The organism is Gemmatimonadaceae bacterium (assembly GCA_036504815.1).
In the GTDB taxonomy this organism is placed as follows: Bacteria; Gemmatimonadota; Gemmatimonadetes; order Gemmatimonadales; family Gemmatimonadaceae; genus PNKL01.
This window is the reverse complement of record DASXUN010000019.1, coordinates 104,104-114,709: the sequence shown is the minus strand read 5'-3', so window position 1 is coordinate 114,709 and position 10,606 is coordinate 104,104. Positions and strand designations below refer to the sequence as shown.

At 54.4% G+C, this 10,606-nt stretch carries 6 protein-coding genes and 7 tRNA genes; 9 read left to right on the top strand and 4 right to left on the bottom strand.

Annotated elements, in window-relative coordinates:
- The first annotated feature begins 160 nt into the window (after nucleotides 1–160).
- The 8 genes from efp to VGJ96_09130 all read left to right on the top strand — a co-directional run bounded on the left by efp (nucleotide 161) and on the right by VGJ96_09130 (nucleotide 1,859).
- Nucleotides 161–727 (top strand): elongation factor P, encoded by a 567-nt coding sequence (gene efp / locus VGJ96_09165; protein HEY3287268.1) that lies wholly within the window; start codon nucleotides 161–163, stop codon nucleotides 725–727.
- Nucleotides 728–908: 181 nt separating this feature from the next.
- A tRNA-His gene (locus VGJ96_09160) sits at nucleotides 909–982 on the top strand.
- A 61-nt stretch (nucleotides 983–1,043) separates the two neighbouring features.
- Nucleotides 1,044–1,116 (top strand) — tRNA-Trp (locus tag VGJ96_09155).
- 123 nt (nucleotides 1,117–1,239) lie between these two features.
- Nucleotides 1,240–1,312 (top strand) — tRNA-Glu (locus VGJ96_09150).
- Nucleotides 1,313–1,325: 13 nt separating this feature from the next.
- Nucleotides 1,326–1,397 (top strand) — tRNA-Glu (locus VGJ96_09145).
- A 118-nt stretch (nucleotides 1,398–1,515) separates the two neighbouring features.
- Nucleotides 1,516–1,590 (top strand) — tRNA-Asp (locus tag VGJ96_09140).
- A gap of 58 nt (nucleotides 1,591–1,648) precedes the next feature.
- Nucleotides 1,649–1,730: transfer RNA gene (locus tag VGJ96_09135), tRNA-Leu, on the top strand.
- 57 nt (nucleotides 1,731–1,787) lie between these two features.
- Nucleotides 1,788–1,859, top strand: a tRNA-Thr gene (locus VGJ96_09130).
- A 277-nt stretch (nucleotides 1,860–2,136) separates the two neighbouring features.
- Here the strand turns inward: VGJ96_09130 and VGJ96_09125 are convergent.
- From VGJ96_09125 to VGJ96_09115, 3 genes are all read right to left on the bottom strand, one after another.
- Entirely contained in the window at nucleotides 2,137–2,718 is a 582-nt protein-coding gene (locus VGJ96_09125) for a hypothetical protein (GenBank protein HEY3287267.1), read from the bottom strand.
- Nucleotides 2,719–4,787: 2,069 nt separating this feature from the next.
- A complete protein-coding gene (locus VGJ96_09120; GenBank protein ID HEY3287266.1) occupies nucleotides 4,788–5,756 on the bottom strand; it encodes a restriction endonuclease PLD domain-containing protein in 969 nt (322 codons plus the stop codon).
- A 51-nt stretch (nucleotides 5,757–5,807) separates the two neighbouring features.
- Nucleotides 5,808–6,911 (bottom strand): DNA cytosine methyltransferase, encoded by a 1,104-nt coding sequence (locus VGJ96_09115; GenBank protein HEY3287265.1) that lies wholly within the window; start codon nucleotides 6,909–6,911, stop codon nucleotides 5,808–5,810.
- Nucleotides 6,912–7,696: 785 nt separating this feature from the next.
- Here VGJ96_09115 and VGJ96_09110 point away from each other — a divergent pair.
- Nucleotides 7,697–8,650, top strand: coding sequence for a hypothetical protein (locus VGJ96_09110; GenBank protein ID HEY3287264.1), 954 nt, complete (start codon nucleotides 7,697–7,699; stop codon nucleotides 8,648–8,650).
- Nucleotides 8,651–9,424: 774 nt separating this feature from the next.
- Here the strand turns inward: VGJ96_09110 and VGJ96_09105 are convergent.
- On the bottom strand, nucleotides 9,425–10,489 hold the full coding sequence (locus VGJ96_09105; protein HEY3287263.1) for a tyrosine-type recombinase/integrase: 1,065 nt from the start codon (nucleotides 10,487–10,489) through the stop codon (nucleotides 9,425–9,427).
- Nucleotides 10,490–10,606: the final 117 nt, after the last annotated feature.

Here is a 10,606-nt window from a genome sequence, read left to right as displayed (position 1 = left end):
CCCCGGGAGGTGGAACGAGGAGGGAGATCTCCGGGCGCGCGAGCGACCTCCCTCCCCGTTCCTTAACTCTTCACCCATCCCCCTTCACCCTTCCCCCATTTCGGTTTATACTTCTAGGCTATCCCAAATCCCCGCTCAACCCGTTCGTCAGGCTCATCTTATGGCGCTCCCAGCAACCCAGATTCGTCGCGGCATGGTCATCGTCTTCGAGGGCCGTCCGTGCCGCATCGTCGAGTTCCGTCACCATACGCCGGGCAACCTGCGCGCCATGGTTCAGGCGAAGCTGAAGGACCTCACGTCCGGGTCGAATTTCGAGCACCGTTTCCGCGCCGACGATTCCATCGAGAAGGCCTCGATGGAAACCCACGAGCTGCAGTTCATGTACAAGAGTGGTGAGACGTACCACTTCATGAACACCGAGAACTACGACCAGCTCGAGATGGACGAGGAGACGCTGGGCGACAACGCGCCGTGGATGCAGGAGAACATGGTGATCCTGGCCGAGTACTACGACGGCCGTCCGATCGGCATCGACCTCCCGCAGTACGTGGTGCAGGAGATCGTCGATACGGCCCCGGTGATGAAGACGGCAACCAAGACGGCGTCGAGCAAGCCGGCCGTGCTCGCCAACGGGGTGACGGTCAACGTGCCCGAGTTCATCGCCACCGGGGAGCGCATCCGCGTGAATCCGGCGACGGGCGAGTACATGGATCGGGCGAAGGATTGAGTACGGCAGAGAACGACAGAGAACGACAGAGTACGACAGAGTACGACAGAATACGACAGAGTACGACCGCGCGATGGGAAGGGCGGGTGATGCGAGCGCTGCCCGTTGAATTGGGTGGTTTGTGGAGTTAGTTTTTTCGGCCTCTCCCGGAACGCTCCGGCGGCTCGGCGAGGGGTAGATGGTGACTGTAGCTCAATCGGTTAGAGCACCAGACTGTGGCTCTGGGGGTTGCGGGTTCAATTCCCGTCAGTCACCCTGAGCAGCAGGTTGCGGGGTTCGGGGAGCGGTTCCCTTCGCCTGGCCTCCCGCTGACTCTAGGTCAGTAGCTCAATTGGTAGAGCACCGGTCTCCAAAACCGGCGGTTGAAGGTTCGAGTCCTTCCTGGCCTGCTTGGCCGTGCTGATTGACAGATGAAGTGCAGCAGGGCGGGGCGTCGATTGAGACGGCGCTCCCGGCATCACCCTCGTCCCACGTTCCGGCCAGGAACGGGGAGGGGGTAGAGGTACTACCAAGGCGGTATCGTCTAGAGGCCTAGGACGCGGCCCTCTCAAGGCTGTAACACGGGTTCGAATCCCGTTACCGCTACTGATTTTCACCCGGCCTCATCGTCTATCGGTTAGGACGCGACCCTTTCAAGGTCGAAAGACGGGTTCGATTCCCGTTGGGGCTATTGCAGTTCCCGGCGAGACTCGATCGGCGGGTGCAGGTGCAGGTTGCAGGACGATGGAAGCCGCGGTGGCTCGGCAGTTATCTGCCGTCTGCCATCCGCCATCTACCGTCTGCAGTTTGGGGGCGTAGCTCAGCTTGGTTAGAGCACTTGACTGTCACTCAAGAGGCCGCGGGTTCGAGCCCCGTCGCTCCCGTTCTGTTTTTTTTCTGTTGTTTGTCTGTTGTTTGTCTGTTGTTTCTCTTCGTAGTTCTGCCCTGGTGGTGAAACTGGTAGACACGCCATCTTGAGGGGGTGGTGCGGAAACGCGTCTCGGTTCGAATCCGAGCCAGGGCATCGCAGCAGACGGTAGTCGGAAGACGGTGGACGGACGACGTTCCGCCGACGCTCCGCGCCACAGTAGCTCAGTGGTAGAGCACTCGATTCGTAATCGAGCGGTCGTCGGTTCAATCCCGACCTGTGGCTCTAGATAAGTTGTTGATTTTCAAGAGGTTACAGAAGGGCAATATTATTGCGACGGGTGGATATAGTTTTTGTATGTCCATAGTCAGTCCCGAAAGAACGTGAAGGGGAGACGAGTTCATCGTCTCCCCTTATTTCTTTGTCAGCCGTTCCAGCGAAAAAAAACCTGACCGCAAGTTGAAAAGCGGTCAGGTGGAGGCTAGGCGCAAATCTTCGTTGTCAGGCGTCTGAAAAAGATAGCGGTTGGTGACGGCGAATGAGCTTGTTGAGTTCCGCGATTTCACTCCTCGACTCGAAGCACAAATTTCATCGCTGCTGTCGAAAGAGGAATCTTCGGAACGAGTCCTGCCTTGAACAAAGCGATTGAGCAAATCTCGTCGGGACGAACAGTAGAGGCCTCGACCAACGGAATTGCGGCGTTCCAAAACCTCAAAGGCCATTCTGACGAGTTGAGAAGTCCGTCAAGCTCCTTCTCGGGGTTTGCTTTGCCGAGTACGCATGAACTCCTGAAGTAAACCGCGTGACGATCAGCCTGATATTCGAATGAACCGAGGACGAGTTCTTCAGAGAGGGAAGCGATCACCGACATGACACGGTGAGGAGTAGCTGACATGAACGCGACATCCGTGTAGGCGTAGAACACGACGACCCGTTCATGTTCGTGAACGACAAGCTGGGATCTCCACGGACGACCAGCGGTTGTGAGCGAGAATCGAAAATCACCCTCGGTCGGTTCGACGATCTCCGAGGCGTACTGACGGAGAACAGAATCGGCGATGATGTGGAGTGGGGGAGTCCATTCACTCTGATGGAGGGGGCCGAGATTTAGCCCAACGTTCTCCGGTCGCGTTTTCTTTGCCATAAGTCCCTCAGTCGAAAACCCGGGCAGGGTATGGGATAGTTCGTCACCTGTCCAGGGTCGGGACTTCTGAGTCTCCGATGTGGTGTGATGAGTCGAATCTCGTCATCGGACGAGAATCACGTTGACCGAGGGACTCAGGGACGGTCAGGAAGCCGTCTGGGCGACCTCAGGAACGAGCAAAATCATGTCGGCGACCCCAAACTCGTTCCCCCGGTCCCAACGGTCGTAGGACGGGGGTTGGAGGACAACCGTGGTTCATCACTCCCTACCTTCCAACTCAATCCGTTCCGGTGCCACCTGTACGGACTGAATCCAATGCGATCTCGAACTGAGCGATAAAGTCTGGGACCGAAAATTCTCGACGTTCGTTCGTCTGAAGAGAGGCCTTCAGGCTTGAGGGGGGTCGTCTCGACCTATTCGATTCTAGCGCCGTTACGTTGGGTATGTCTTCCATCATTCTTACTCTAGTTCCACGATCTGAAGATTTCATAGGTGTTCTCTGTTGTCTGGTGCTGGTGATACGATGACTGTTGAAATGGAATCGGCGATGTTCTGCAGAAGGTGAGGGGAGAATCGAACTGTCCCTCGGAGTTTCACGAACGGTAGCACGCCCGATGCCATCCATTCGTCAATGGTTCGTGTGCTGACCTTCAGATGCGTGGCGATATCGCGTTTGGTTAGAAATGTCTCCGTCATTGATGTTCTCCTGTTGGAATTGCATAGGGCGACCGAGTTGGTCGCCCTATTTGATAGAACCTTGTTTGCGCTCAAAGCGCTTCTGTGCTTCAAAACTTTACGTTCACAGATGCACGAGGGGTTAGAACGGGTGATGTAAGGTAGTAATGCCTTTCATCATTGAGTTGGTGTGAATAACGGAATGACAAGAATACAAAAACACATTCATGTACAAAGTTGTTCAATTGAAGTTGATATAAGAACTCTCTCGAGCATCACCCACTGAATTTCATCAGCATGTTCAAAGGTGGAATATTGCCCCCTCGTTAAACTCTTCAGTAGAAACGTCTCACTGAAACCACCTTGCATTTTTCGTTTCGGGCGAGGGAATGCAATAACCTCGACTTCAATTTCTTCAATGTTCTTTCTTCGTCGAACTCAACAACCCGTCTGCGAAATGGACTAGAACAAGCAACACCATCATCGTTCAACTTGGTGACAGACCGTCCTTCTGTGTCGTCACCGTTCTCGTTATTTGTCGGGGAGTTGAACCCCCTGTGGGCAATTACGAATTCCAAAGACCCCGTGACAAGAAAAGAATATCACCTCCGAACTGGGAGGTGATTTCATGCGACCTCGTTGGACTACAGGAAGTCTCATCACTCTCTACGTGTCAACGGTACGGGAAGTTTCAAACAAATCCCGGTTACCGTCTACAAATACATATCAGCGATCTTCGTGAAACACGATGTTGAGTGAACGACAATTCGTGTCAATTCAATGCGTACAATTGGATTGCACGGATCCGTGGTGATAGCCGTGTATATGACAAAATAGAGCGGCCACCCATGGAGGTGGCCGTTCTGCATTTTCCGAATATTCCTAGCCCCTATGGCGGCCCGAGAAACGGCCTCCTACGAGTCCTCTTGGGGGCTGTCCTGAAATGACTTGCTACGACGAACAGCGACCTGATTGCCTTGAACGTCCAGTACGGGATGGCAAATAGAATGATGAGGAGAGAATAGCCGAGAACGAGGGTCAGAAGCAGTTCAATCACTAGCTTTGCGTCAATGCTGCTTCGACAGCTCTTCTGGCATCGGATGCGTTGCTGAATGAGCCAAGCTCCACATCCTCAACCTGTCCCGGATGGAAGACCTCGTAGTAGGCACGAAAGCTTCCGTCTTGGGGCCAGACGTATCCGTATCGTTTGCTCGTTGGACCGAATCGGATAGTCGGAGCAATTTCTACGAATGTACGATGACCCTTCGAGGTGATTCTGTCTCCGTTGTACGAATACCAGCGCATCCTATCTCCCTCGGTGTGAAAAGTCTCAGCGATCATAACGGCTATTCGTGAACAACTGAAAGCCGTGTGGTCGTAGTGAGTCCGTGGGATTAGTGCTTGACTGACAAGTCGAGTAAGAACGTCTCATCATCAAGTTTCTCGATCGTGAAGTCAGTCCGTCCGTACCGGACAAGATCTTCCTTCGTGACGACTCCACCGTCCGGTACTCCGAGGCGAGACCGGAGGTAGCGTCCGAGAATGCTGTTGTCGTCCGTTGTGTGAATTGCCTTATCTCCGTCTTGAGCCCTAACACAGTCAAACGACTTACCATCGTCCGTAACAAGCGTGAACCGAATGGCACGAGGCGGGAGGAAACCGTCCTTTCGACTGTCACCCTTCAGGCTCAAGTACGTCTGATTCTTCTCGCGTTGTAGGAACGTCTCAGTTCCGTCCGGCAGAACTCTCCTCTCTAGTCGTTGTCCCCAGTTCAAACCTGATACCTGAGGAAGAGTCCCATCCTTTGAGAGAAAAGAAATCCGGACCCGGGTGTCGGGTACCTCCCACAGCAGTCCCCCCGGTTGGACGACACCCTCTTCTCCCTCACGAGGATGACCCGGAGGTGGTTCGATGACGACTAGCGGGATGTAGATCGAGTCGGCGAGGAGACTGTCAAACAGAGTCTTGATCAGCTTCGGATCTTCAATACTCAGTTGATTGCGTTGCTGATTCTCAAAGAAACCGTACTGACTGTAGTTCGCGGAGCCGGCGAACCCTGAAACGTCCTTGTCACCGTTGTACCACCCATAAACCTTCGAGTGTACCGGCGGTGTCCTGTTGTAGTAGTAACCCTTGAACTTCCCTGCGAACTCGGCGTGAAGTTCCTTGAACGCGACATGATCGTTTCTTTGACCAGGCATTCCAACGATCAAGTTCACTTCAGTGACTCGACCCTTATCGAGAAGGTCCTTGATGTGGCGGCGCGCAAAGGCGGCCGAAGCGTACCCACTCACCGCGTACAAGCGATCTGCAGCGTCGGCAGGTTCGATTAGAGCGCGGGAGTAGAGTTCACTTATGATCATTCACACGACTCCACAACTAGTTGTGCGTGATGTGATCCGTCAGAGTCTGGCTCACTCGACTTCGCCGATGGCTTCTTCCCACTTAGGGCTAACACTCGGATAGGGGATACCAGCGAATGTCTTCAAGATCGCTGTGAGAATGTGACGAGCCCCCAGCGGAGGTACGGCCATCCCAATCTGTTTCCGAACCTGTTCCTTCGACCCCACAAACACGTAGTCGTCCGGGAAAGATTGAAGGCGGGCCCGTTCTCGGTTCGTGAGAGCTCGAGGTTCGTCGTAGTGATAGATGTGTGTACCACCACCACCACTCCCGGTTACCGTGTATGCGGGTTTGTCGGGATCAAGACGACGATAGATGTTACTCAGCCGAGCACCTTTCACATTCAACTGAAGTCGTTTCGGGAGATTCGCGTTCCAAGCATTTTCTCCCGGTCGAATGTGTGTCAGCCTCTCGACGACATCCCCCATCTGTCGAGTGATTTCACTATTCGGGAGAGAGTGAACGTCTGGCAGAGCTTCGAGAGCCTCTCTCGCCGTAACCCAGTTCTTGACTGTGTGCGTCGGTTTCGGAACTCGGAAGGTCAGTCCAAGGTCCTTTCTCATTCCGACGATGACGATACGATGCCGTCTCTGAGGAACCCCGTATTCTTCAAACTTGTAGAGATGAACGGTGAGGACGTACCCGTCTCCGGCAGATCGTAGGCGGTTCACAATCTTCTCAAACGTCTTCCCCTCATTGGAATTCGTGAGTCCACCCACGTTCTCCGCGAGGAACCACTTGGGTTTGAAGTGGTCAATCGTATGAGCGCCATACTCGTACAAAGGACCGAAGGTCCCCTTAAGTCCTTTCTTCTCACCTATGTTGCTGAAATCATTGCAGGGGAAGCCGAACGATAGGCAGTCTATCTTCGGTATGTCTGCGAACCTCTTGACGAACTGATCAACGGGCTCGCAGAAGACCTGCTTCGGGTCTATCTCGATGTTCTTCTTGAAGGTGTCACACGATGATTGGTCGTAGTCGTTAGACCATACGTGCTTGATTGCGAAGCGTGTGCCTTCTGAGGTGACGATCTCCGAACGGTGAGCTGCGCAACCGATGCCTCCCGGCCCGGAAAACAGTTCTCCAAGCTTGAACAGTCGTGTCTTTTGCGTCATGAAATAGACTAGGGATTGCTGGTGTGTCAGTCGAAGCGACCCGTCAGAACACAGGGACGAGCGTGAAGTTAGGTCTAAGTCTGCGACAAACGCAAAAAGCGAAGCTTCTGGCGCCGACACCTGAGCGGAGCCGGAACATGTCCGCGATTCGGTCAACGGGTAATCAAAGTACCGAACTGAAGATGGCCCGGATACTGCGAAAATTGCAGCTCAGCGGCTGGAGACGACACGGAAATCTACGCGGTAGACCGGACTTCGTATGGCGGAACCGTCGTGTCGTCCTCTTCGTTGATGGGTGCTTTTGGCACGGATGTCCGAACTGTTACCGTTCCCCCGTCCGAAATAGCTCCTATTGGTCGGCGAAGGTTTCTGGCAATCGTTCACGAGATCGAAGCGTCACGCGGTTCCTGCGGTCGGAGGGCTGGGTTGTACTCCGAGTGTGGGAGTGTCGGGTTGGTTCCGTCTCGACGGAGCGAAGGTTGAGGCGTACCCTCGAACAGTCCTCGAGCAGGCGGTCAACACCGCGGAAGTAGTCGGGCCATTCTTCCCAGATGAACATGGGAGGTAGATAGCATGCTCCGCCTCCGGTGGCGTCATCAAAGCCGCCCGTACGGTGGCGGAAAGTTGCAGTTACGACCCGTGGCGTGATGTCGTAATGTCAATGCTAGAGACGAAAAAAGCACGCTCCATGCATCGTCGTAGTGGAAGTGATACTGTGCTGACTAGGAGGATAAGGAGTGCCAATCCATACAAGGGCCCGCGTTTCACGGCGTGTAGCTATGGGAATGACGATCCTCTCTTTGGCTTTCACAGGCGGTTGCGGCGAGCGCGCGAATACGCCAAAAGAAGTCACTCGAGCGGAGATGCGCGGTGATACCCTTCTTGTGACTTTCCCGCTTGAGTTGAGGGAAAAGTGGGAGTGGGGTCGACCACAGGAAGGTGGCATGACTTTCGACTCGACTCTGCAGACATATAGACTTCCGCCGCCCGAGTATCAGTTTTCGATGGGATTCACTTTCGCCGACGGTAACCGGGAAATATCGGTCGATTTTCCCTCTGACGGTACGTCGGACAGCAATCGGTCAAATCCGGGGATAGGAAGCGTCGGGCCGGCCTCCGGGGCGGGCTCCCTTGCCCAGCTACTCGCGACATTCGGGTTGCCACACGCTCAGTTTCGCCAAAAGGACCCCGAGGGAACCATTCCGCTGACGAACGTCACGTTGTCGGCGCTCGATGATTCCGTAGTGGTGCTGATGATTATTGAGAACGGGTTGGGGGAGTACGTAAAGGAAGAAGCGGGACGACCGATGAAGATTTCGGGGGCGTATGATTTTGGTCGTAAGACTCTCTTCGTTCAGGCGGCTCTCAAAGTGTCCGGACAAGCGGAGAAGCCTGTGTCGGCCGCGTCGGAGGCGGTGCAACTGTCTGATTGGCCGGCTCCGATGCCCCCTGATCCGAGTGTTTTTTGGCAAGGCGACTGGGCGAATGAGGTTGGGGATGAGTTAGCGGTGCGATCGACTACGATGTGGATGAAGTACAACTCTCCTGATAAGACAGAACACGCTTGCAAAGGATCTTACGGTGGCGTTCCGAGCCGACAGCACGAGTTCGATATGAGAGTGCGTTGGCGATGTGATGATGGTCAGGACTCGCTGGTGGTGATGAGCTTCCGTATCGATAGGTGGAAGACGATGGCGCCACGACCCGGAGTCTTCCTCCAACGAGTCCCTGTATTTTGATTCTAGGTTCTCCTCTATACCTCTCTGGGAGTGTATGGCTTGATTTCCTGACCCCACCTCTTACGTATGCAACAACGGTCGTTGTTGGATATGTAACCTCTCTGGGGAAGGGTCATGGAAAGACATCTCTACGTGTCGTACCTCCGAGTTTCGACGGGAGGACAAGCCCAAAGCGGTTTGGGGCTGGAAGCCCAACGAAATGCTGTCGTTGAGTTCATTCGAGCGACCGGTTCGGTCGTTATCGGCGAGTTCGTTGAAGTGGAGAGTGGTCGGAAGGTGGATCGGCCTCAACTGGCGAGCGCGTTATCTGCTTGTCGTGTCCACAAGGCGATGCTTCTGGTAGCGAAGATTGATAGGTTGTCGAGGAATGCCCATTTCCTACTGGGCTTGAAGGAATCGGGCGTCGAGTTCGTTTGTTGTGATATGCCTTCCGCGAACCGGCTCACAGTCGGGATTATGGCGATGGTGGCGGAGGAGGAGGCGAGGTTGATCTCCGTGAGAACTCGCCTTGCTCTTCAAGCGGCAAGGGCTCGAGGTGTGAGGCTAGGGACTCCGAATCTCACCCCATCAGCCCGACGAGAAGGAGCAAAATGGAGCGCAAGAATCCGAGCGGACCGAGCGATACGTCGAGCGAAGGATTTGAGTGGTGAACTGACGAAGTTGTCAGAGCGAGGAATCACCCGTCCAGGTGAGATCACCTCGGAACTCAACCGACTCAGAATTCCGGCATCCCGTGGCGGAAAGTGGAGTACCACACAGGTGGTGAGACTTCTTTCACGTCTGGCTGGCTGCTAGGAACGCGGCAAACAACTTCCCATCCGCGTCGAGGAACGGTGTGACATCGTGCTTCTGATAGAACTCTGTCATGGATTTGGCATCGTGTCCCATGTACCAGCGTTGATGAGCCGGAAAGATCCCGGCCTCATTCATCCACCGAGCGAAGCACTTCCTGAAGGTGTGGGGAGTGATATGCGAAAGTGACTTGGCGCGATCGTCCTTCAAGGCCTTTGTGAGAGCTCGGCGAAATGCAAGATCGCCAACACTCGGCTTATCAATCTCTTCGACCTTGAAGACAGATCTCACGGAGTTCGCGTTCTTGCTACCTTGGATCGAGACACGATCTGTGTGAACAGTCCAGCGTGCCTCTGAGGTCTCGAAGAACTCCGACTTGCGCATTCCAGTCAGGCATATGTGCCAGACGATCCGAGCGTGATGTTCCGGCAGGCAAGTCATCAGTAGTCGGATATCCGCGACGGTCACCGCGTCGTTCTTCAGCTTCCCTTCGACCTTCGGCGGATTGACGTTCTGAATGTCACGGTAGATGTCACTATTCCTCCCATAGGTGGTGGCGGTGAACGACAGCAGAATCCTTCGTACCGCGAGCGCCATGTACTTGGTCTCGTCGGCGATACAGGTGTCACGGTATTTCTGGTACAGAGCCGGAATGTCCTTGACCAGAGAGCCGGTTGGGGCGGACTTCAAGAATCGGCTCAAATTCCCCCGGTAAGTCTTCCGTGTCGTCTCTTTGATGTCGTGCTTGTCGAGCCACTTGTTGAGCGTGGAGTCGAGTTCAAGGTTGGTCTGAAGGTCTCCGACTTTTGTGAGTCCTTTCTTCGTAACGTGTTCGAGAAGTTCTAGTGGGGAGAGTACACCCCTCTTCACGGCCAACAGAGCGTCGAAGTTGCCTACGTTGTGGAGTTGATCCATCGTATCCACGATTCGGTGGTACGTCTTCGAATCGGTCGTCCCCGACATCTTGCGTATAAGACCCACACCTTTGAATCGTTTCTTCAAAGGGAGTGTCCCACGTCCGTTGATGAGCTTCGGGGTCTTCGCCATCATCACCTCCTAGATGCTTATCGCGAATCTAGCGGCAAATGGCTGTATGTCCAGAATCGGTACCAGAATTCGGCGGATCTGGAGCGGGTATAAATTTCTTGCTGGCGGAGTTTCTCC

Coding starts and splice junctions, on each gene's coding strand:
- VGJ96_09110 (HEY3287264.1), top strand. CDS start 7,697: ATGACGATCCTCTCTTTGGCTTTCACAGGCGGTTGCGGCGAGCGCGCG.
- VGJ96_09115 (HEY3287265.1), bottom strand. CDS start 6,911: ATGACGCAAAAGACACGACTGTTCAAGCTTGGAGAACTGTTTTCCGGG.
- VGJ96_09120 (HEY3287266.1), bottom strand. CDS start 5,756: ATGATCATAAGTGAACTCTACTCCCGCGCTCTAATCGAACCTGCCGAC.
- efp (HEY3287268.1), top strand. CDS start 161: ATGGCGCTCCCAGCAACCCAGATTCGTCGCGGCATGGTCATCGTCTTC.
- VGJ96_09105 (HEY3287263.1), bottom strand. CDS start 10,489: ATGGCGAAGACCCCGAAGCTCATCAACGGACGTGGGACACTCCCTTTG.
- VGJ96_09125 (HEY3287267.1), bottom strand. CDS start 2,718: ATGGCAAAGAAAACGCGACCGGAGAACGTTGGGCTAAATCTCGGCCCC.